At 37.5% G+C, this 23194-nt stretch carries 23 protein-coding genes and 1 pseudogene; 14 read left to right on the top strand and 10 right to left on the bottom strand.

Annotated elements, in window-relative coordinates:
• Position 1: 1 nt before the first annotated feature.
• Together G7Y57_RS13570 and G7Y57_RS13565 are read right to left on the bottom strand one after the other, a co-directional pair.
• Positions 2–1000, bottom strand: a complete 999-nt coding sequence (locus tag G7Y57_RS13570) for a dihydroxyacetone kinase subunit DhaK (RefSeq protein WP_165025114.1) — start codon at positions 998–1000, stop codon at positions 2–4.
• A gap of 153 nt (positions 1001–1153) precedes the next feature.
• Positions 1154–2248, bottom strand: coding sequence for an alcohol dehydrogenase catalytic domain-containing protein (locus G7Y57_RS13565; protein WP_165025111.1), 1095 nt, complete (start codon positions 2246–2248; stop codon positions 1154–1156).
• Positions 2249–2447: 199 nt separating this feature from the next.
• Here G7Y57_RS13565 and G7Y57_RS13560 point away from each other — a divergent pair, with 199 nt between their 5' ends.
• Positions 2448–3458 (top strand): LacI family DNA-binding transcriptional regulator, encoded by a 1011-nt coding sequence (locus G7Y57_RS13560; RefSeq protein WP_410492651.1) that lies wholly within the window; start codon positions 2448–2450, stop codon positions 3456–3458.
• A gap of 60 nt (positions 3459–3518) precedes the next feature.
• Here G7Y57_RS13560 and fsa read toward each other — a convergent pair whose 3' ends face one another.
• From fsa to G7Y57_RS13535, 5 genes and pseudogenes are all read right to left on the bottom strand, one after another.
• Positions 3519–4175: a fructose-6-phosphate aldolase gene (gene fsa, locus G7Y57_RS13555; RefSeq protein WP_165025105.1), complete on the bottom strand. Its 657-nt coding sequence runs from the start codon at positions 4173–4175 to the stop codon at positions 3519–3521.
• A gap of 24 nt (positions 4176–4199) precedes the next feature.
• Positions 4200–6818, bottom strand: a complete 2619-nt coding sequence (adhE, locus tag G7Y57_RS13550; RefSeq protein ID WP_165025102.1) for a bifunctional acetaldehyde-CoA/alcohol dehydrogenase — start codon at positions 6816–6818, stop codon at positions 4200–4202.
• Positions 6819–6849: 31 nt separating this feature from the next.
• A pseudogene (gene sucD, locus G7Y57_RS13545) lies at positions 6850–7721 on the bottom strand (succinate--CoA ligase subunit alpha).
• 25 nt (positions 7722–7746) lie between these two features.
• Entirely contained in the window at positions 7747–8883 is a 1137-nt protein-coding gene (sucC, locus tag G7Y57_RS13540; protein WP_165025099.1) for an ADP-forming succinate--CoA ligase subunit beta, read from the bottom strand.
• A gap of 302 nt (positions 8884–9185) precedes the next feature.
• Complete coding sequence (locus G7Y57_RS13535; protein ID WP_221412134.1) at positions 9186–9329, bottom strand: hypothetical protein; 144 nt, start codon at positions 9327–9329, stop codon at positions 9186–9188.
• A gap of 426 nt (positions 9330–9755) precedes the next feature.
• Here G7Y57_RS13535 and G7Y57_RS13530 point away from each other — a divergent pair, with 426 nt between their 5' ends.
• The 8 genes from G7Y57_RS13530 to G7Y57_RS13495 all read left to right on the top strand — a co-directional run bounded on the left by G7Y57_RS13530 (position 9756) and on the right by G7Y57_RS13495 (position 14417).
• Positions 9756–10322 carry a helix-turn-helix domain-containing protein gene (locus G7Y57_RS13530; RefSeq protein ID WP_221412133.1) on the top strand — a complete coding sequence of 189 codons (567 nt, stop codon included), beginning with the start codon at positions 9756–9758 and terminating at the stop codon, positions 10320–10322.
• 157 nt (positions 10323–10479) lie between these two features.
• Positions 10480–10983, top strand: a complete 504-nt coding sequence (locus tag G7Y57_RS13525; RefSeq protein WP_410492650.1) for an RNA polymerase sigma factor — start codon at positions 10480–10482, stop codon at positions 10981–10983.
• A gap of 278 nt (positions 10984–11261) precedes the next feature.
• Positions 11262–11534 carry a GlsB/YeaQ/YmgE family stress response membrane protein gene (locus tag G7Y57_RS13520; RefSeq protein ID WP_165025097.1) on the top strand — a complete coding sequence of 91 codons (273 nt, stop codon included), beginning with the start codon at positions 11262–11264 and terminating at the stop codon, positions 11532–11534.
• Positions 11535–11615: 81 nt separating this feature from the next.
• Complete coding sequence (locus G7Y57_RS13515) at positions 11616–12119, top strand: outer membrane protein (protein WP_165025094.1); 504 nt, start codon at positions 11616–11618, stop codon at positions 12117–12119.
• Positions 12120–12130: 11 nt separating this feature from the next.
• Positions 12131–13303: an OmpA family protein gene (locus G7Y57_RS13510; RefSeq protein WP_165025091.1), complete on the top strand. Its 1173-nt coding sequence runs from the start codon at positions 12131–12133 to the stop codon at positions 13301–13303.
• Positions 13304–13320: 17 nt separating this feature from the next.
• Positions 13321–13602 carry a hypothetical protein gene (locus G7Y57_RS13505; RefSeq protein WP_165025088.1) on the top strand — a complete coding sequence of 94 codons (282 nt, stop codon included), beginning with the start codon at positions 13321–13323 and terminating at the stop codon, positions 13600–13602.
• A 79-nt stretch (positions 13603–13681) separates the two neighbouring features.
• Complete coding sequence (locus G7Y57_RS13500; protein WP_165025086.1) at positions 13682–14089, top strand: hypothetical protein; 408 nt, start codon at positions 13682–13684, stop codon at positions 14087–14089.
• 118 nt (positions 14090–14207) lie between these two features.
• Positions 14208–14417: a hypothetical protein gene (locus G7Y57_RS13495; protein ID WP_165025083.1), complete on the top strand. Its 210-nt coding sequence runs from the start codon at positions 14208–14210 to the stop codon at positions 14415–14417.
• 259 nt (positions 14418–14676) lie between these two features.
• On the opposite strand, the gene G7Y57_RS13490 is transcribed toward G7Y57_RS13495, so the two are convergent.
• On the bottom strand, positions 14677–15057 hold the full coding sequence (locus G7Y57_RS13490; RefSeq protein WP_165025080.1) for an ATP-binding cassette domain-containing protein: 381 nt from the start codon (positions 15055–15057) through the stop codon (positions 14677–14679).
• 14 nt (positions 15058–15071) lie between these two features.
• A complete protein-coding gene (locus G7Y57_RS13485; protein ID WP_165025059.1) occupies positions 15072–15311 on the bottom strand; it encodes a hypothetical protein in 240 nt (79 codons plus the stop codon).
• A 150-nt stretch (positions 15312–15461) separates the two neighbouring features.
• Between G7Y57_RS13485 and G7Y57_RS13480 the strand changes: the two genes are divergently transcribed.
• The 5 genes from G7Y57_RS13480 (at position 15462) to G7Y57_RS13460 (ending at position 22491) form a co-directional block, all read left to right on the top strand.
• Positions 15462–16640: a hypothetical protein gene (locus G7Y57_RS13480; RefSeq protein ID WP_165025058.1), complete on the top strand. Its 1179-nt coding sequence runs from the start codon at positions 15462–15464 to the stop codon at positions 16638–16640.
• A 103-nt stretch (positions 16641–16743) separates the two neighbouring features.
• On the top strand, positions 16744–17883 hold the full coding sequence (locus tag G7Y57_RS13475; RefSeq protein WP_165025055.1) for a PTS transporter subunit EIIC: 1140 nt from the start codon (positions 16744–16746) through the stop codon (positions 17881–17883).
• A gap of 33 nt (positions 17884–17916) precedes the next feature.
• Positions 17917–18966, top strand: a complete 1050-nt coding sequence (locus G7Y57_RS13470; protein ID WP_165025052.1) for an NAD(P)-dependent alcohol dehydrogenase — start codon at positions 17917–17919, stop codon at positions 18964–18966.
• A gap of 249 nt (positions 18967–19215) precedes the next feature.
• A complete protein-coding gene (locus G7Y57_RS13465) occupies positions 19216–19704 on the top strand; it encodes a glutathione peroxidase (protein ID WP_165025050.1) in 489 nt (162 codons plus the stop codon).
• A 90-nt stretch (positions 19705–19794) separates the two neighbouring features.
• Entirely contained in the window at positions 19795–22491 is a 2697-nt protein-coding gene (locus G7Y57_RS13460) for a cation-transporting P-type ATPase (RefSeq protein WP_165025047.1), read from the top strand.
• Between the two features lie 76 nt (positions 22492–22567).
• On the opposite strand, the gene G7Y57_RS13455 is transcribed toward G7Y57_RS13460, so the two are convergent.
• A complete protein-coding gene (locus tag G7Y57_RS13455) occupies positions 22568–22990 on the bottom strand; it encodes an organic hydroperoxide resistance protein (protein ID WP_165025044.1) in 423 nt (140 codons plus the stop codon).
• Between the last annotated feature and the right edge of the window lie 204 nt (positions 22991–23194).

Genomic DNA, 23194 nt, shown 5'->3' with positions numbered 1-23194 from the left:
ACTATCGGCATTGTTTAAGTCCTACACTGTTGGCAGGCATATCGATCAGAGTTTTCAATTCGTCATCCAGTTTCATTACAGTGAGTGTAGCTCCCATCATTTCGAGCGATGTGAAATAATTTCCCACATACGATCGGTGAATCTTGATTCCTTTTTCTGAGATCAGTTTTTCGATTTCGTTATAAAGAACGTAAAGTTCCATAACCGGAGTAGCTCCAAGCCCTGACACCAAAACCACAACCTCATCGCCTGCGACAAATGGATAATCGGGAAGCACTACATCTACCATACGTTTAGCCATTTCGTTTGCCGTCTCCAAAGCACATACTTCGATACCCGGTTCGCCGTGATGACCAATTCCCACTTCCATTGTTCCCGGTTCGATTTCGAAATTCGCATGTCCAACAGCAGGTAATACACATGGTGTAAGACCAATACCAACGCTGCGTGTATTGTCAATGGCTTTCTGTACTGCTACAATTACTTCGTCGAGCGATCCGTCCATATTGGCTTTCGCACCACCCACTTTCCACATCAGAATCTCACCGGCCACTCCACGACGCTTTTCCCGTTGGTCTTTCGGAGCTGAGGCTACATCATCGTTTGCAACAACTGTTTTTACCTCTAGACCTTCCTTAGCCGCCATTTTTACAGCCATCTTCACATTCATATTATCGCCTGAGTAGTTTCCGTAAAGGCATGCGACACCTTTACCTCCATTGGCTGCTTTGCAAGCATCGAGAAATGCTACAGCTGTGGGTGAAGAGCAAATTTCGCCAACGGCAACAGCATCACACATGTTTTTTCCTACATATCCTATAAATGCAGGTTTGTGTCCTGAACCGCCTCCTGTAACTACGCCAACACGTTCTTTAACTGGTTCGACCGATTTTACAACTCGTGAGTTTGTTGTCTTCTCAACTATATCGTTATGAGTTTTCAGAAAGCCGCAGAGCATTTCATCAACTATATTGTCCGGATCGTTTAATATTCTTTGCATGGTATTTTTGGTTTTTTAAAAGCATAGAATGCCCTGACGTATCTTTCGATACACCTAAATATTTTAATAAAACTTATGAAAAGAGCCGGCACTGTTAGCAGAAAGAATCAGTTTTATTCCGGCTCCATATCTTGAGTATAGTACGGCTTGTATTTATTGCATATCGGGAACAAGAATAATTTTCAATGCTCCGTTTTCTCCTGTTTTAGCTAAATGGAAAGCCTCTTCCCATTTTTCAAGCGGAAACTTGTGAGTCACTACACCTTCACTTGGTAATTTCCCGTTTCCTAGCCATTCTATCACAGTATCATAGCAGTATGGGCTAAGATGTGCACCTAAAAGATTCAACTCTTTACGGTCGCTGATAATACTCCAATCTACTGTAACTAAGTCTCCGAATACACTGAACTCAACAAAAGTCCCCATTTTACGGATTGCTTCCAGTCCCTGACGAACACTGGATGGGTGTCCTGTAGCCTCTATGTAGATATCGCAGCCATAACCTCCTGTCATATCCTTAATTTCTTTTACGACATCGGTTTTTGCCGGATTCAATACAATATCGGCTCCAAATTTCTTAGCCAGTTCGAGACGTTCGTCTTTCATGTCAAGTACAACTAAACATTTTGGATTATGTTGTTTGATTGCCCCAACCATTCCCAGACCAAGAGTTCCGGCTCCGGAAAGCACAACAACGTCTGTAACACCTACGTTTGCACGTTTTACACAATGGAATGAGCATCCGTAAGGTTCGATAAGTACCGCCTTTTCGATTGGAAGCTCTTTCGGAACAAGGTAATTTAACGATTCTTTCGTCAATCTGATATATTCAGCCATTCCCCCGTTCACATTATTCTGAAATCCGTATAGGTCATGCTTTTCACACATCCAATGACGTCCTGTCTTACAAAACATACACTCTTCGCATGGCACTATTTGTTCAGGACAAATACGGTCGCCGATTTTCCATTTCCCCTTTACTTTGGGTCCCATTTCAACTACGGTCCCTACAAATTCGTGCCCGGGTATCATGGGTGCTTTGATATAAGAAGGGCTTCCGTCGCCTCCCCAGAAGCTGGGTGCACCACCAAAAGCTTTTGTATCGCCTGCACATACGCCACAAGCCTCTACTTTAAGTATCATTTCGCCTTCCCCTGCCCGAGGTGTGTCAACCACTTCGAAACGATAATCACCCGGTGCGTAGGCTACCACTGCTCTCATTTTTTTCGGTAATTCAATTGTATTCATGATATTTTTTTTAAAAGATTAATTGGGATATATTATCCGAATACTAAAATATGGCTTATAAAATTGGAAATCAGTGTATATAACATATCTTGTTATTTCAATCGTTCCCGCAATCGTTCCCAATTAATGCAATCGTTCCCGCAATCGTTCCCTATTTTGAGATATGGAAAAAAAAGCTTATATTTAAGAAACTAAAAAGCTGAAAATCATGAAATACACTACTATTAAAGATATTGCCAAAGAACTCGATATTTCAAAATCTACTGTATCGAGAGCATTATCAGGCGATAGTAATGTGAGTAAGGAGACACGTGAAAAAGTAGTGGCATTAGCAAATAAAATGGGGTATAAGCGTAACGATATAGCTGCAAACCTTCGTATGCAACAGAGTAAGACTGTCGGAATTATTGTTCCCGAAATGGTTACCCCCTTTTTCATGTATGTAATCATGAGTGCGCAGAAGGTACTGGATGAGCAAGGGTTTAAAGTTATCATTACACAATCGCACGAAGACCCTCAAGCCGAATCGTATAATCTGAAGTTGATGGAGAACTATAGGGTAGATGGTATTATTATGAGTGTATGTCATAGTGATATAAACCTGAAGGAGTATTTCCGTTTACAGGAAGAGGGTATTCCTATTGTTTTTTTCGATCGTGTACCATCTAAGATACATGCATGCAAGGTTATTGTAAACGATTACGTCAAATCGATGCTTATGATGGAGCATTTGATCAGATCGGGACGCAAACGTATTCTTCATCTTGCAGGACCAGCGAGAATCCCCAATACCGAAGAACGCAAAAAGGCTTATAAGGATTCTTTGGCTAAATTTAAAATACCCTTCGATCCCGAATTGTTAATAGAAGGTGAAAATGAACGTTCGGAAGGCGAACGTGTAATAAGGGATTTTCTAAGAAAAAAAATACCCTTCGATGCTATTTTCAGTTTTGGAGAAACTTTGTCAATAGGAGCACTGAGTTATATACAATCGCAAGGAATAAAGGTGCCCGAAGAAATAGCGATCTGCGGATTTTCGGGAACTTATTTAAGCACTATCGTAACCCCACAACTAACCGCTATACAGCAACCTTTCGAAAAAATGGGACGGGTGTCTGCCGAACAAATAATAAAGAAAATTAATGACCCCGAGTCGTCTTGTGAAACTATAATCTTAGATGCCGAAATAGTTATCAGACAGTCTACTTAAAAAAGAAAGAGGATAAAATTGATTTTACCCTCTTTAGTAATTAGCCCTGCTTGCGTTTATTTATCCATTCACTTTTTTGTAATCGGCTAAAAAAGTTGCGAGTCCGCTATCGGTCAACGGATGTTTAAGCAACCCTTTAATAGGAGCCAATGGACAAGTAGCTACATCTGCACCTGCTTCGACACATTGGATTATATGCTGTACACTTCGGATGGAGGCTGCCAGAACCTGCGTTTCGAAACTATATGTAGCATTCATGCTGACAATGCTACGAATCAGCCCTATACCATCGCTGGCAATATCGTCGAGCCTGCCCGCAAAAGGCGAAACATAGGTTGCACCGGCTTTTGCTGCAAGTAGTGCCTGCCCTATCGAGAATATCAGCGTACAATTTGTTCGGATGCCTTTTTGGCTAAAATACTTGATTGCTTTTATGCCGGATTCGATACAAGGAACTTTCACTACGATATTAGGATGAAGGTTTGCCAAAACTTCACCTTCGCGAATAATTCCTTCATAATCGGTTGCAATTACTTCCGCACTCACATCTCCTTCTACTATTTTGCAGATCTCGAGATAATGTTTTTGCTGATTATCTGCTCCTTTTATTCCTTCCTTTGCCATCAATGAGGGATTGGTAGTTACACCATCGAGTACTCCCAGATCATTGGCCTCCCGAATTTGGTCGAGGTTAGCCGTGTCGATAAAAAATTTCATAGGTCTATTTTTTTAATAAGTTTTTCAATTTTCTTCTTTATATTCTCTACCATAATAGGTATCCAGCAAAATTTGCTTTAGCTCCGAAATGAGTGGATAGCGGGGATTTGTTCCTGTACATTGGTCATCGAATGCATCATCGGCTAATAAGTCGATTTTTTCAATAAAAAGTTTCTCGTCTACTCCAAACTCCTTAATCGATTTCGGAATGTTCAGTTGTTCTTTCAGATTTTCAATCCAAGCAATAAGTTTTTCAACTTTTACATCTACAGCATCTTTAGCACTAGTTAATTGTAGATGGTCTGCTATTTCGGCATAGCGAAGATGCGCTTTAGGATGAGAATATTGGCTGAACGTACCCTGTTTGGTCGGGTTGGGATTTGCATTATAGCGAATCACATTGGAGATCATAAGTGCATTGGACAATCCGTGAGGGATATGAAATGCTGCTCCGATTTTGTGTGCCATCGAGTGACAAACGCCTAGAAAAGCATTGCCAAAAGCTATTCCGGCTAATGTAGCAGCATGATGCACACGTTCGCGAGCTATCGGATTTTTAGCTCCATCTTTATAACTGCTAGGCAAATAGTCTTTTAATAGTTTGAGAGCCTGTAATGCCTGACCATCGGTAAATTCGTTTGCCATAACTGACACATATGCTTCGATAGCATGAGTCACTGCATCGACACCCCCGAATGCACATAGAGATTTTGGCATATTCATTACTAAATCGGCATCTACAATAGCTGTATGGGGCATAAGAGAGTAGTCTGCCAATGGATATTTCTTCCCTGTCTCATCATCTGTGACTACAGCAAATGGTGTTACTTCCGACCCTGTGCCCGATGTTGTGGTTATACATACAAGCTTCGCTTTTCCGCCTAATTCGGGATAAGGATATGTACGTTTGAGGATATCCATAAAACGCATAGACAAGTCTTGAAATTTCACCTCGGGATGTTCATACATCAGCCACATCAACTTGGCAGCATCCATGGGAGAACCTCCCCCCAAAGCAATGATTGTATCAGGTTTATAGGCTTTCATTTGTTCAACGCCCTTGTTGACTACACTCAGAGTAGGATCGGCTTCAACTCCTGAAAAAACATCGACGCTGATTCCTTGTGGAACAAGAATATCAGAGATCAGTTTTACGTATCCATTGTTATAGAGAAAGCTGTCTGTAATAACAATGGCTCTTTTCATATCGCCTTTTTTTACTAACTGATTTAATCCGGTTTGTAATGAACCCCGACGGAAATAGATTGACTGCGGTGATTTAAGCCATAACATATTTTCTTCTCTTTTTGCAATTATTTTTTTATTCAGGAGGTGTTTAGGACCAACGTTTTCGGAAATCGAATTTCCGCCCCATGATCCGCAACCTAATGTTAATGAAGGTGACATATTAAAATTGTACAAATCGCCAATTGCTCCTTGCGATGCAGGCGAATTAATCAGGATACGTCCTGTTGTCAATTTTAATCCGAATTCGGCAATTCTGTCCGCATTATTGTCCTGATCGGTGTATAGTACCGAAGTATGCCCCAGGCCTCCTAGTTCTATCAATAGTTGAGCTTTGTTTACTGCATCACCAAAATTTTTGGCACTATAAATTGCTAAAACAGGAGACAACTTTTCATGAGCAAATGGTTCACTCTGACTGATTTCCGATACTTCCCCTATTAACACCTTACTTTTTTTCGGCACTTTGAATCCTGCCAGCTCAGCAATTCTGAAAGCTGACTGACCTACTATTGCCGCATTTATGTTTCCTTTTACGAGTATTATATCGCGTATTGCTTGTTGCTCTATTCCTTTAAGGAGGTATGCACCCAACTCGGCAAAACGTTTCAAAACCGCATCATATACCTTTTCAACAATAACTACTGATTGCTCTGATGCACAAATGACACCATTGTCAAAGCTTTTGGACATCAAGATAGATGCCACAGCCCGATCGATATCTGCTGTCTCATCTATAACGACAGGGGTGTTTCCGGCTCCAACTCCCAATGCGGGCTTACCCGAGCTATAAGCTGCCTTTACCATTCCCGGCCCTCCTGTGGCAAGAATAATATCTACATCAGGATGGTGCATCAACTGATTTGACAGTTCGATAGATGGTTCATCGATCCACCCGATTATATTGGGGGGCGCACCGGCTGCAACGGCAGCCTCCAAAACAATTCTGGCTGCATCGTTTGTCGATTTTTTGGCTCTGGGATGCGGCGAAAAGATAATTGCATTCCGGGTTTTTAAGCTGATGAGTGCTTTGAAAATTGCTGTTGATGTCGGGTTTGTTGTAGGAACTATCCCACATATTACTCCTACAGGATCAGCAATTGTAATTGTTCCCATCTCTTCATTTTCTTCGACAACTCCACAGGTTCTTTCAGATTTGAATTTATTATAAACATACTCCGATGCAAATAAATTCTTTATCACTTTATCTTCTACAATCCCCATGCCCGATTCTGCAACAGCAGCTTTAGCTAAAGGGATTCTCATAGCAGAGGCTGCAATAGCTGCCGCATGGAAGATTTTGTCTACTTGCTCCTGAGTATATGTTGCATATTCTCGTTGAGACTTTTTTACTTTTTTGATCAGAGCATCTAATTGCTCAATAGTGGTAACAACCATAATTTTGAATGTGTTTACTGTGAGACAACTGTTATTTACTTAATTTTGATTTCAATAATGAAGGGATTTCCTCAGGTTCTTTAGCAACAGGTACACCTGCCGATTCGAGAGCCGATATTTTTTCGGCAGCCGTTCCTGCACCGCTGGATATGATAGCTCCGGCATGCCCCATTTGTTTCCCTGACGGGGCTGCCTGTCCGGCTATAAATCCAACAACAGGTTTAGTTATATGTTTTTTATATATTCGGCGGCCAGCTCCTCTGCATTCCCTCCTATTTCGCCAATCATCACGATTCCTTCGGTTTCGGGATCATCTTGAAACATCTGTAGCAATTCACAGAAATAGAGTCCTACAACAGGGTCGCCTCCCATCCCCACGGCAGAAGATTGTCCCATGCCATTTGCAGTAAGCTGATAAACCACTTCGTAGGTAAGTGTACCGCTTCGGCTAATAACACCGATATTTCCTTTCTTGAATATTTGTGCGGGTAGTATTCCAACAAGACATTCATCGGGCGACATCAATCCGGGACAATTAGGACCAATAAGCACAGATCCTTTCTGTTGAGAATAACGATATGCTTTTATTGCATCGAGAGTTGGCATACCTTCAGATATGCATACAATCAGCTTTATCCCTGCATCAGCTGCTTCCATAATCGCATCGGCAGCTAAACGAGCCGGAACAAATATAACGGATGTATTCGCTTCGGTTTTTTCTACAGCATCGTACACTGTATTAAAAACAGGAACTCCAAGTACACTGGTTCCTCCTTTACCCGGAGATGTTCCCCCCACAATATTAGTTCCGTAGTCTATCATTTTTTGTGTATGGAAACTCCCATCACGCCCTGTTATTCCTTGTACTATTAGTCGCGTTGATTTACTTATAAGTATGCTCATAGCGTTTGATTTTTTAGTTTTGAATTTACTGTTTACTAATTTTGACAGCCATACGAGTAGCCTCGCTCATCGTTTGAGCAACCTTGAACTTTGAGCCTTGTAATAAATTACGCCCTTCCAATTCGTTTGTACCTGTCAGACGCACAATAATAGGTATTTTAGTTTCTATCTTTTCAAATGCTTTAAGTAAACCGTTAGCCACATCGTCACATCGGGTTATACCTCCGAATATATTGATAAGGACAACTTTGACTTGTGTGTCTTTTAGAAGTAAATTTAGGGCATCGATTACTTTTTGAGGATTGGAGCTACCTCCTATGTCCAGAAAATTGGCAGGGTTTCCGCCATAAAGTTTTATGAGATCCATTGTAGCCATTGCTAATCCGGCTCCATTTACCATACAACCTATTTCGCCGTCTAAATGCACAAAACTAAATCCTTTCTCTTTGGCATAGAGTTCTGTCTTTTCCTCTTCAGTAGGGTCATACAAATTATTTATTTCAGGTTGGCGATATAAAGCATTGTCATCAAAAACCATTTTGGCATCCACAGCTATCAATTCATTTTCTTTAGTAACAACCAGTGGGTTGATCTCTGCCAGGGAAGCATCTTTTTCGATAAATAAACGATATAGATGTTGAATGATGCTGACCATTTGGTTAACTAGTAGAATATCGCTAAAAAAGAGAAATGCAAATTTACGAGCTAAATAGTCGGGTATGCCAATAAATGGATCTATGACAAATTGGTGTATTTTTCCGGGAGTGTTTTGGGCTACATCTTCAATATCTATTCCTCCTTCGGCACTCATAATCAGTTTTACTGATTTTGTGTTCCGGTCTATGGTAAAACTCACATAATATTCGGATTGTATATTGACAGCCGGATTTACGATAAGTTTCTCAACATGAAAATCTTTGATCATCAGGTTAAGTATTTTTTGTGAATATTCAAGAACTTCGTGTTCATCTTTTGCCAGTTTAATTCCTCCGGCTTTTCCCCTTCCCCCTGTCAGTACTTGTGCTTTTACAACCACTAGTGGTGCATTTAATACTCTGTATGCCTCAACTGCATCTTGTGTAGTTTGACATAGGATAAAGGGCTGAATAGGAATCCCATAATCCATGAATAACTGCTTCGCCTGATATTCGTGTGTTTTCATCTTTAATCATTTTATTTAATAACTAGCTTAGGCTTTATGTATCTAAATTTACAACTATATAATATTATAAACTAAATATCTAAAGTAAATGTTTAAAGCAATCGTTCCCGCAACCGTTCCCATTTTGTGCAACCGTTCCCAATATATATTTTTCAGACAAATGAGGAATCTGATTATATATATGATTGTTGTAAGGTGTGGAGGAGATCCTGCTATTTTCTTTAAAATGTAGAAACAAAAAGTGATCGGATTTTTCTTCCGATCACTTGTGGCAGTGATGCTCCTTTTCTTGTGTTAAAATTTTAGAAACATTTTGATATTTTACTCCCTGTCACCGTAATAGAATAAATACCCACATTCCCCGCTTTGTATTGAGCGATGATTACCTTATCCAAATGTTCCTGTAAAACATCATCAGGAATAACAACCGTTTTTGCCCTTTCCACTATGTTGATACTGTTTTATGAGAGCATCTCGAAGCTAATAGAGATGTGATTAATGAACTTTATCGTCGGCAGAGGGAAAAGGGTGATCTTATTATAATAATTTATGTTTGACCCTATTATAAAATACTTTCAATATTATTTTTCCTAAATTCGCTCGGTTATATACCTTTTTGCTTTTTAAAGAACTTATACAAATGACCCTCGGTTGTAAAACCCAACTCAATAGTAAATCCTCATCAGTATTTAGTTAGAGAGTGTTTAAATTCCTATGAGAACTAATCAAATCGAAGTAACAGCATACGGATCTAACCCGAATATACCTAAATTTCATTAGCAGTTTTCAATAAGAACAATAGTTGCAGGGATTTCCGGATAGTATTCCCTATCTTTACTTAGGGTTAAAAGACTAATTCAATATTTCAGTATATGGGAGAAAAGTTATATGTAAAATACATGGTCAGCCGCCGATGTAAAATGTATGTAATAGATGAACTGAAAAAGTTAGGACTTCATTATATCTCAGTGAACTTAGGTGAAATAGATATTTTAGAGAATATATCAGCACAACAACATGAGCAGATAAAAGTTGCTTTAAGTAAAGCCGGATTAGAGCTGATAGATGATAAGAAAGCAATCCTTATAGAACATATCAAAACTATAATTATTAATCTGGTACATTATTCCGATGAAGAGATAAAAACAAATTTGTCTGATTACCTGAGTGATAAATTAGGTTATAACTATACCTATCTCGCCACTCTTTTTTCAGAAGCGGAAGGTTGTACTATTGAGCACTTTATGATAATACACAAAATAGAGAAAGTCAAAGAGCTAATCATATATGACGAGCTGAATCTGACCGAAATAGCTTTTAAATTACATTACAGCAGTGTCGCCCATCTATCCCACCAATTTAAAAAGATAACCGGATTAACCCCTACTTTTTTTAAAAATCTTAAACGAAAACGCAGGGCAAATATTGAAAGTCTTTGATAATCTATGAATTATATAATTTTATAATTTAATTGTGTAAAATATTAAGCAATAGAGCATGTAAATTTGCATCTTAGAAATACTCTTATTTAAAAGTTACAAGTTTATGCAAATACTCAATATTTCCGAAAAAGAAACTATTTTGATTGTTCATAGCCTGTCTTCAAAAAAGATGGAAGATAGTTTAGTCGGTTTACAGAATAATATGCAGAATTATGCTTTAATGCTTACCGCAAATAAAGATAGCGCCAGAGATCTTTGTCAGGAAACTATTCTGAAAGCATTGGGCAATTTTGATAAATATTACGACAATGTTAATTTTAAAGGATGGGTATTTACGATTATGCACAATATATTTGTGAATAATTATCGTCAGGCCTTACGTCAAAAAACGATTTTGGATCATACGGATAATTTACTCCTGTTGAATTTGCCTCAAAACTCAGCGTTCAATAACTCTGAAAGCGATTATGCTTATTCAGAGATAATAGAAGCTATCCATAGTTTGGATGAACAATACAAAACACCTTTTTCCATGCACTTCTCAGGATACAGATATCTTGAAATAGCTGAAATGATGGAACTTCCTGTAGGAACAGTCAAAAGCCGTATATTCTTTGCTAGAAAACGATTACAAGAAATACTTATTGATTATAAGTAGAATTTATTAAACCTTCCTACCCTTGGCTACTAATATCTCCACCCCATTGATTCCATTTATTAGTAATGCACTGTTCACCTAATTAATTATTATACAATTTTAATTAGTATTTACATAATTCATCGATAATCAGGCCACATCTATTTCTTAGATGTTTTAATAGTAACGAGAAGACAAAGACTCGTTCCACCCTCCTTTATGAACTATTTGCTTTAGTCGGTAAATCCGGCCTTATATATCATTCAGTAAATTAACAAATAAATTTAAAAAAATAAAAAATGGAATTAGGTATTATTGGTTCAATTATTATTGGAATTCTGGCAGGCTTTATTGCTGGCAGGATAATGAAAGGAAAAGGATTCGGCTTAATCGTGAATCTTATTGTAGGTTTAATCGGAGCCGTATTCGGCGGCTTCCTCTTTCATCTTATAGGAGCGGAAGTTATGGGAGTATTTGGATATTTAATAATGTCCGTAGTTGGCGCAATAATTTTCTTATGGATACTGTTTCTGTTTGCCCCAACAAAAAAGGCTAAAATTCATTCAGGGTAACACATCGCACTATGCTAACAAAGTAGTGAGAGTTACGTGATGAATAGGCCGCGTTAGTTTTAATAAAAACAAAAAGATTCTATGAAAAAGATTTTATTATTAGCTGCTTTATTAGCAATGACCTTAAGCATGTCGGCTCAGAAGGGAGAGACATCTGCCATTGTCGGCTTAGGGTATCAAACCGACTACAAACGATTTGCCATCGGGGCACAGGGAAGATACCATATTCTGGACAATGTGCGTATTGCTCCCGATATTACATTTTACTTTCCTAAGGATAAAGTTACAGGGGTGGATGTAATGATAAATGCCCACTATGTGTTTCGTTTTCCGCAGGATAAGTTCTCTGTCTACCCCTTAGCAGGTATAGGTATCCAGAATAACTTTTATGGCAAACAAAACATTGTAATCGGTGGAATTGAACAGAAAACAGATTCCCATAGCAAAACGGATTTAGCATTCAATCTCGGCGGAGGTATTAGTTATCTGATAGGAGCTAAAACCTTTTTGAATGCGGAAGTGAAATTCATATTAGGAGACAATGATTGTGCTGTGGTTATGATTGGTTACGGTTATAAATTTTAAAAAATTAGATTATGAAAAAAAGTATACTCTTATTCGTATTTATTCTCTCAGCAGCTACTGTAGCATTTGCTCAGGAGAAAGATGGTACCAGTGTTGGTGCCGGTCGGAATACAACGTTTATAGATAACGGTTTCTGGGATAACTGGTTTATCGGAGCAGGTGCCGGTTCTAATATCTACTTTGGAGATAAGGATGTCGATGCTTCTTTTTGGAGACGAATGACTGTAACTCCTAATTTTCAATTCGGAAAATGGTTTAATCCATATTCAGGTGCCAGAGTAAAATTATCGGGAGGTACCAACATCCATACGTTCAATAACGAAGCATCACTGATGACCCGTAATCGTTATGTCAGTGCCGAACTTAATTACATGTGGAACATGACTGATTATCTGATGAACTATAATGCAAACAGGGTTTATAGTTTCATACCCTACATCGGTGCAGGTTGGGCTTACGGCTGGGATTATAAAGACCTGCCTGAATATGCGAGCAACAGCCATCATGTCAACAGTATCACTTTTGACGCAGGTATTATCAATCGCTTCAGATTTTCTGAAAGAGTGTCTTTGGACATTGAATTGTCCGGAAAAATGCTTAAAGATAATTTCGATCAGCGGACAGGAGGCAAACGAGGTTATGACCTTTTAGGTACAGCATCTGCAAGCCTTGTTTTCAACATCGGGAAGAAAGCTGTATTTACCGAAGCTGTATTAAGGGATCAGCGTGAGATTGATAATATGAATAATACAATAAATATGCAACGAGCTGATATAGCTAGGTTAGCTCAGCGCCCTGTTGAACAGGCTGAACCTACTGTAGTAATAAAAGAAGTCATCAGAGAAGTTAAAGTCAATGAAGAACCGGTCAATAATGTTGTATTATTTGGTATAAACAAAGTTAAAGTCGAATCCAATCAAGAAGTCAATGTATATAATGTCGCCAAATATCTGAAAGAAAATCCGGGGAAGAAAGTCAGAGTTATTGGCTACACGGATAAAGAAACAGGAACTGCAGTTATAAATGAAAGAATATCAAGACAGAGAGCTCAGAACGTAGCAGATATTATGACCGGCAGATACGGAATAGATCAAAGCCGTGTCATCGTAGAATGGGAAGGACAGGCTAATCCTCCTTTCGATGTAAAGGAATGGAATCGCGCTGTGATCTTATATATTGAATAATTTAACAAACAGAAATAATGAAAAAGTTTTTAAGCATATTATTTATTTTGGCAAGTGTATTAATTTTCACATCCTGTAATACTAAAAACGGTGCTGAAAAAGATGCTAAAGATGCAAAACATCTGATAGAAGAGTCGGCTGATAAAGTAAAAGATAAGACAAAAGAAGGTGCTGAAGATGTAAAGGATGCATTGGACGATTCGAAAAAGGCTGTTGATAAAAAAACCGATAGTATAAAAGCCGACGTGAAAAAGGATGTCAAGCAGGTGAAAAAAGATATTAAGAAAAAAACAGACTGATATCTGAACCATGTGGGAAATGCTAACCAATAACCACAATAAATAAAATGGTTAGTCTATTTTGATCAAAAAAAAGAATATGAAAAAGTTAATATTTTATAGTATAATAGCTATGACTTCGATTGGATTTATGTCATGTGGAAATGACGACGGTGATGCCCCGATATTGGGTGCTAATGTAAAAGTAACAGTAAAGAATCTTGCAGGAATAGTCCAGAAAGATGTTGAGGTCTATATGTTCAAAGACCTTAAGCCGGAAGAATCGACAGATCCGGGTTCGGCATCTAAGAAGGAACTTACTAATCAGGACGGAGCTGCTTATTTTAAGTTGAACCTGACACAATTAAACATTACCGAATCCAAGACTAATCTGTATTTTGCAGTTTATTACAGAATTGGGGATAATGTTGTCTTTAAGGCAGGTGACCAATCAGTTACCATAAAAAGAAATGATGAGAAAAATATAGATCTTATAATTCCGATCTAAGTAACTCTTTAGTAGAAAAAATGGGTAAATGCGAACCGATATTTATAGTTCGCATTTATTCTTTTTATTCGTATTGTTTACATACATATTATCTCAAATGAATTAATAAAAAATAATTATGAAAAAAATAATAGTAAGTTTAGTTATCGGGTCTGCTATTGGGTATTGTATCAGAAAAATGCAGGACGATGGTCAATTTGATTGTGTTTGCGACAGTGCACAAAAACTTTTTAGCAAGTCAAAGAAAAATGTAAAAAATATAGGCGACATTGCCAAAAATGAAGCCGAGTATTTGAAAGACCGTGTAGAAGACAAATTACTAAAATAAATAATAATTTATTCAAGTAAGTGTCAGATTAAATCGTGACTATTTCAGGTGACTCCTTCTATATAATATTTAAACACTTATCAGCAATTAGCTGGTGAGTGTTTTTTTCGTCCTCTATTATGTTTTCGATCCACTAGTTCAAGTACTTTTAATTAAAAAAAGCTTACACCTTTTATGGCTCTGCGTTGATCTTCTAGTGGATTATACCATTGATAAAAATATATTACATATTTCATTCTAATTTTTCATTCCATTTTCTTTACCTAGTACCTATCATATATCTTTTCAAATATCTACCGGTCAGCGAAATCATACTTTCTATTAGATCATCAGGATAACCTTCAAATATAATCTTACCACCATTACGCCCTGCACCGAGCCCCATATCAATAATCCAATCTGCTTGACTGATAACATCCAGATTATGCTCAACAATAATAACTGTATTACCCTCATTCGTTAATTCGTCAAGAAGTTTTAGCAGTTTTGATATATCGGAGCCATGTAAACCTGTTGTTGGTTCATCTAATACATAAATTTGACCTTTTTTTCCTAATTCGTTTGCCAGTTTTAAACGTTGACGCTCCCCACCCGATAGGGTATTTAAAGATTGACCTATAGTTAAATAACCTAATCCCACATTACACAGTCGGTCTAATATTGAGTATATTTCGTGTTCAGCAAAGAATGTTGTAAACGGTGGCGGATAAAACTATTGTAAGTTTCATTTAATAGCCTTTGTGATTCGGCTGCAATAGTGTCAAATACTAACGATGTCTTACCGGAACCTGAAACGCCTGTGAAAACTGTTATTTTCTTTTTGGGTATAGAGACCGATATGTTTTTCAGATTGTTTTCTCTGGCTCCTTTTATAATAATAAACTGGTCTTTCATATTCTATATTCTTAATGAATAAAGTTACGAATATAAGAGACCTTAAGCAAGCTAATATTAGAAACCTGTGAATTATGCAATTTTATACTCTGATTATGTAATAACTAGCTTTCAATTGATAGCTATCTTGTAAATCAAGTCTATAAAATTATGGAAAAAAGAAAAAGAATAGGTTCTCAGAGAACATTAAGAAAAACGGCATTGGTTATAGAAGGAAACAATATTCTGGGACGTAATATAATCAACTGCCTCGAAGCTAAGGGAAATTGGGATATAATTATTGTATCTAATACACCTCTTAACTATTGGCAATATACAAGCCGTTGTGAATATATTCAAATGGATCTCAATAAGCCTGATGCAATAAAGATGCAGCAGGAAAAATTACAAAAAGTAACGCATGTTTTTTTCGGATCCTATAATCAGAAACAGGCTTTAACAGATAAACCGGAATTTAATCTCCAATTGTTTGAAAATCTCGTATTAGGAATCGAAAAAATAGCTCCTTTGTTTGAACATATTACATTTATCCAAAAAGATAAAGCATATGATCTGCATTTCGGGAGAATCAAACAAATAGTGAGTAACAAAGAATATCAATATTTCTCGCCCAGTTTTTTTTATAATTTTTATTCACTTCAAGAAGATTTTTTGAGAAAGCAATCTATCGGAAAAAAATGGAGTTGGACATCTCTCCGTCCCAATATATTAATAGGTTCAGCCATTGATAACCCAACGAATATTGCAACTCAGATAGCAGTTTATGCTACACTTTGCAGGGAGCTTAATATACCAATGTCTTTTCCGGGCAATATAAGAAACTATGAAACAACGGTTCATGTAACAGACATAGAATTGCTGGCAAAAAGTATGGAATATGTATCGCTGGAAGATTCATGTAAAGGAGAAATATTCAATATTACGAATGGAGATAGTTTACGGTGGAAAGAATTATGGGTAAAAATCTGCGAATATTTTGGAGTAGCAGTTGGCGAACCGCATGATTTCTCTCTGGCAGTTTATATGAAAGATAAAAACACGCTATGGAAAGAAACATGTGAGAAACATCAACTTACGAATGACAATATAACACGAATCCTGCAATGGTCTTATAGTGACTTTATATTCAGTGATGTATATGATATCTTTTTCGATTCGGGAAAACTGCGCAAATTAGGTTTTAAAGAAATAGAACCGGATAGTTTTGAGTCTTTTAAGCGTATGTTTGATAAGTTAAAGGCAAATCATATTATACCACATTATTTGTTGAATGAATATATTGTGTCTTATAGCAAAAACCATCAGGAAAGAGTAATACAGATAACTTAACAAACAATATCAAGCAATTTTATAATTATCAGATTGATATTGCAATATGCTAGAGTAGTATTACCCTGTCAGTTATCTCTTCTTTATAATAAATTCTGAATTTATGAATAAACATGAAAATACAAGCGGGATAATATTGCTAAGAAGTAAGTTAAATCCCAAGAGATTACTGGATAGTGCAATAGACGTGATTGCCGGACTATTTTTGCCAATAGTCAATATCCTTAGTGCGGCAGGTATAATGAAAGGTATTTTAGCAATTCTATTAACAACAGGTGTTGTAATGGAAGCTACAGGCACTTTCCATATTTTCTATGCGATAGCCGACGCTTGCTTTTATTTTCTACCCGTTTTTTTAGCAATAACGGCAGCTAAAAAATTCGGGACAAATGTTTTCACCGCTGTATTGATAGCCCTTATTTTACTTTCTCCGGGGATGATTCAACTAATGCAGTCGAAAGATGAGATTGCATTATTAGGAATACCAATCATTCCTGTAACCTATTTTTCGAGTGTAATACCCATAATCTTATCAATATTTCTTCTAAAATACACAGAAACCCTGCTTATCAAAATATTGCCTGAAGTTATACGGGAGCTATTTACCCCACTCTTATCTATCCTCATTATAGTTCCTGCTACACTCTTTTTATTTGGTCCGATCGGAGCAGTAGTTGGTGATGTAATGGCCAACGGTTACTCGTCGGTATATAACTGGAGCCCTATTCTGGCAGGTATAGTTATAGGTGGGTTAATTCAGCTTATGGTCATATTTGGTTTCCACTGGAGCTTGGTACCTATGGCTCTTAATAATATCGTTTTATATGGCTCTGATACTATACTTCCTCTTTTTGCAGGAGCCGCTTTTGCTCAGGCAGGAGCTTCCTTTGCCGTATGCTTAAAAACAAAGAACAAAAAGCTAAAAACAATATCATTCTCTGCCGGAATATCTTCTTTGTTTGGAATAACAGAACCCGCACTATTTGGGGTAACACTGCCATTAAAGCGTCCGCTAATTATAGTATGTATAGCCGGAGCAATAGCCGGAGGGGTTGCCGGAGCAAGTGGAGCAACAGCTATGTCCTTTGCATTCCCCGGTTTAGCCACTATACCCGTTTTTTTGGGGCAAGGCTTCCTCGGATTTCTGATCGCCTGTGCACTGGGCTTTACAATAAGTTTTATTCTTACGTATTTAATCAAATTCGATGAACGGGCGATGGATAAAATATTGTCCAATAAATAGAATCGCAGTCAGAATTATATAAAAACAAAAACAATGGAAACAAAAATGAAAGTAGCTGTTATGAACGGCATCGGAATAATGGGGTTTGAAGAAAGAAATATACCCGTTCCGAAAGCTGGAGAAGCATTGATCAAACTGGAGTACGTAGGCATTTGTGGATCAGACCTGCATTATTATGAACATGGGGCAATCGGAAATTATATTGTAGAACCTCCTTTTGTATTAGGGCATGAAGCCGGAGGTACAGTAGTAAAAGTAGGTACAGATGTAAAACATCTGAAAATAGGAGACAGAGTTGCATTAGAACCGGGGAAAACGTGCGGGCATTGCGAGTTCTGCAAAACAGGGAAATACAATTTATGTCCTGATGTAATCTTCTTTGCTACCCCGCCCATTGACGGCGTATTTCTCGAATATGTAGCACATGAAGCCGGACTCTGTTTCAAATTGCCGGATAATGTAAGCACTTTAGAAGGAGCATTGATAGAGCCTTTGGCGGTTGGATTTCATGCAGCTAACCAAGGCGGGGCACATGCCGGACAAACAGCTGCCGTTTTCGGGTCGGGTTGTATCGGACTAATGTGTATGCTGGCACTTAAAGCCGAAGGAGTATCCACGGTTTATATGATAGATGTGGTGCAAAAACGACTGGGCAAAGCTCTGGAACTGGGAGCCACTAGTGTGATTAACGCAGGAGAGCAAAACGTGGTGGAAGAAATAAATAGATTAACAGATGGCAGGGGCTGCGATTTGGTTATAGAAACAGCAGGAACCGAGATAACAGCTCAGCAAGCTCTCAATATAACTAAAAAGGGGGCTACCATCGTTTTTGTAGGTTATACCAAATCGGGTTTCGTAAATATGCCTATGAGTCTGGCAATGGATAAAGAATTATCGATTTCCACTATATTCCGCTACCGTCATATTTATCCAATGGCTATTGAGGCGGTAGCAAATGGGAAAATTAATTTAAAAAATGTGGTAACAAATATATTTGAATTTGACGATATTCAGAATGCGATGGATAGTAGTGTGCAGGACAAAGAAAATATAGTGAAATCGGTAGTGAAAATTGCAGATTAAAGTCTCAGACCTTTTTATTGCTTTGTCAAGTATAACAACCAAATACTGTTTTATGATCAGAGAATATAGTAATAACTATTTCACATTACTTAATAAAAAACGAATAAAGATAAATCTTTTAATTTATTCGTTTTAGAAACTTTATAAGATTGATTGGTTAAGCGTTATGCTGCTCTTGTTCGATGAATAATAGAATAAACAGACATAACGCTTATGACCAATCTAATTATAACTAAAAAATAAAATATTATGTCTAAAATAAAAACGTTATATGACTTTAAAGTACAGGATATTGACAATATGGAATTTAATATGGCTATCCTTGAAGGGAAAAAAGTCTTGATAGTAAATGTAGCCTCAGAATGTGGTCTGACACCTCAATACAAGGAATTGGAAGACTTGTATGTGAAAAATAGGCATAAAGGCTTTATTGTCATAGGCTTTCCATCCAATGATTTCAGAGGGCAGGAACCCGGAACAAACGCCGAAATTAAACAGTTTTGCGAAGATTACAATATAACTTTTCCCATAATGGCCAAAGTTTCGGTAAACGGGCCTGACATTGCGCCAATTTATAAGTGGCTGACAAGAGAAAGCGAAAACGGAAAATTTGATGCTGTAATTGATTGGAATTTCCAAAAATTTATGATTTCGGAAAATGGGCAGTTGGTAAACTTTATTGCTCCTACTGCAAGTCCGTTATCTGATAGCATTGTCAAGTGGATCGATCAATCATAATTCAACAAATTGAAAAAAAAAAATCTAAAGTGAGCTGGTATATTACTTGGCTCGCTTTACTTATATACATAAATTATCAAATCGGATTTTATGAAAAAAAAATATGATAATAATAATTGGAGTGCAATAGATGCTAATGCTGTCATTGATATACTACATACAAATGTCGTAAATGGACTATCGGAAAAAGAAGCTAAAGACAGACTTGACGAATTTGGCAAGAATGATCTTCCTGAAAAAAAGAAAGAGAATAAATTCATTCGCTTCTTGAAACAATTTGACAGTATCTTAATTTATGTGCTATTTGTCGCAGCCATCGTAACAGCAGTACTTGGACAATATTTCGAAACAATATTTATACTACTTGTCACTTTGATCAATGCATCTATTGGATTTGTTCAGGAAAATAAAGCGGGAAAAGCACTGGATAAAATAAAGAAGATGCTATCGTCCAAAGCTCAGGTTATAAGAGATAGAATACGAAAAGAGATTGATACTACCGATCTCACTATCGGTGATATTGTTTTATTAGCTCCCGGTGATAAGGTGCCTGCCGATTTAAGGTTAATAACAGCTGATAATCTCAAGATAGATGAGTCTACTCTAACAGGCGAATCTGTTCCTGCCGAAAAGGTAGTCAGCACACTTGACCCTGATACTATATTGGCTGATAAAACAAATATGGCTTTTTCGGGTACTGCAATAAGTACAGGTACAGGAATAGGTGCAGTCGTTGCCACGGGTGAGAATACAGAGATAGGTATGATTAACAAACTTCTGGATGAAGTGCCTGCTATAACTACACCATTAATAAAACAAACGGCTTACTTCGGCAAAATGGTATCAATAGTTATAGTCGTTATATCATTATTTGTTTTCGTGTTCGGTTATTTTTTTCGCGATTATCAGACCGAAGTACTGTTATTGTCTGTTATTGGCCTTGCAGTAGCAGCTATACCCGAAGGTATGCCTGCTATTCTTTCGATTATACTGGCTATAGGAGTTAGGAATATGGCTCGACGAAACGCCATCATACGCCATCTTCCTTCGGTAGAAACGCTAGGGGCTGTTTCAGTAATATTTACCGACAAAACCGGTACTCTCACTAAAAATGAGATGACTGTCAAAACATTGCAAACCGCAGACGATGAGTTTAAGGTAACAGGAATAGGATATATACCTGAAGGTGTTATTTTGAAAAACGAAGAACCTGTTGATTTTAATCAACAATCAGTCCTGACAAGATTGATTTGTTGTATGGAGATATGCAACGATGCGGCAATAAGCGAGGATGCGGGTGGATTGTGGACAGTACAAGGTGACCCTACAGAGGGAGCATTGATTACATTGTATCGGAAGGCCAATTTTGAAGTTAACCAATCAGAACGCATTGCTACCATACCCTTCGATTCGGAGTATAAATATATGGCAGCTTTGACTCATATCGGTGGTGAAAATATCATTTTTGTGAAAGGTGCTCCCGACCGTCTTTTCGAGATGGTCTCCAAAGAGCAGTCACTCCATGGTGTTAAAGATTTAGATATTACTTATTGGAATGATAAGGTTACTGATCTGGCTAACAGAGGACAACGTATAATTGGAGCAGCCTATAAAGTTGTTGATTCAGGAAAGAGCGATATTAAACATGAAGATATATATGAAGACTTGATTTTTCTGGGTATGGCAGGAATAATCGACCCTCCACACAGTGGCGCTATCGAAGCTATCAAGGAATGTGCTAAAGCGAGAATACGTGTAAAAATGATTACAGGTGACCTCGTAAATACTGCAAAAGCAATTGGACTGGAGATGGGTATTGGTGATGGGAAAAGAGCCATTCAGGGAAAGGATATAGAGAAAATGACTGATGATGAACTGGAGATAGCTGTGCATGAATACGATATATTTGCACGTACGACTCCTAAACAAAAACTCAGATTGGTAAATGTGCAGCAATTAGATGGCTCTATTTGTGCAATGACCGGCGATGGCGTAAATGATGCCCCCGCTTTGAAGAAAGCAGATGTAGGTATTGCAATGGGAATAAAAGGAACAGAGGTTGCTAAAGACGCAGCAGAAATGATATTGGTAGATGACAATTTCAGAACCATAGTTTCGGCGGTTGAAGAAGGCAGGCGTGTTTACTCCAATTTGAAGAAAACAATTTTGTTTATTCTTCCCACAAATGGAGCGGAAAGTTTTCTGATTATTGCCAGTATATTATTCGGAACAATGATACCGATTACCCCTGTGCAGATATTATGGATCAATATGATAACATCCATTACTGTTTCTTTGGCTTTAGCATTTGAGAATATCGAACCCGGAACGATGGAACGTCCGCCTAGGTTGCCAAATACACCTTTATTAAGCGGATATTTTATATGGCGAATATTATTTATATCGGTACTTATTGGCGGGGGTACTTTAATTCTCAATATGATATTGCTCAGTCGTGGATATGATGCCGATATCGTAAGAACGATTACCTTACAGGTTATTGTTTTTTCTCAGTTGTTTCACTTATTTAATTGCCGGAGCATCCGCGGATTTGCTTTTAATAAAAATTTCTTTAATAATAAAGCAATTTATGTAGTATCGACTATACTTATTATCCTGCAATTAAGCATCACCTATTTGCCTTTTATGAACAGATTGTTTGCTACACAACCTTTACCTGCATTTGATTGGTTGTATCCCATTCTGTTTGGTCTAGGTATATTTTTCATTATAGAAATTGAAAAGGCTATCATGAGACGTATGGATAAACGTAGGGGAATAATTTAATTGAATTTGCCGGATAAAAATGAAGTTCCTATTACTTTTGAAATAAAGCCATAGGAACTTCTTTTGTCATTATCACTTAAGCTGTAGTAGTAACGGTCAAAATCACTTCGATATTATTTCGTGTAGCATTGGAATAAGGGCAAACCTGATGGGCTTCTTCAACTAATTCTTCCGCCTCTTTTTGATCCATTCCGGGAATGTTCACATCCATCTCTACTGCTAATTGGTAGCCACCATCGTCTTTCTTACCAATGCTAACCTTTGCCGTTACCGTTGGGATGACTTCTTTCTTTTTCAATAATGCCACATGATTTAAGGCACTCCCGAAACAGGCTGAATAGCCTACTGCGAATAATTGTTCAGGATTAGTATATGAACCATCCGGACCACCTATTTCTTTTGGTGGTTTTACTTCAAAGTCCAATACTCCATCCGATGATTTAACTTTGCCGTCTCTTCCGCCTACAGAAGTTGCAACGGCTGTATACATTACTTTCATACCATTTATATATTTTGATTTATACTTCGAATAGCAGCAAATTAATACATTTATTTGGCTTGTTATTTGATATACTGTAAATTATGTAAGTTATTTTTATAATTCTATAAGTAAAACTGCAGAGATATTTTTACCTTTAATTTTAATGTAAAATGCCCGCTGTATCCATTCTAAATGTAAATTTTAGAGATAGGATAGCTGAGA

It is taken from the genome of Dysgonomonas sp. ZJ279 (assembly GCF_011039205.1).
Classification (GTDB): domain Bacteria; phylum Bacteroidota; class Bacteroidia; order Bacteroidales; family Dysgonomonadaceae; genus Dysgonomonas.
This window is presented reverse-complemented; position numbering and strand designations above follow the sequence as displayed.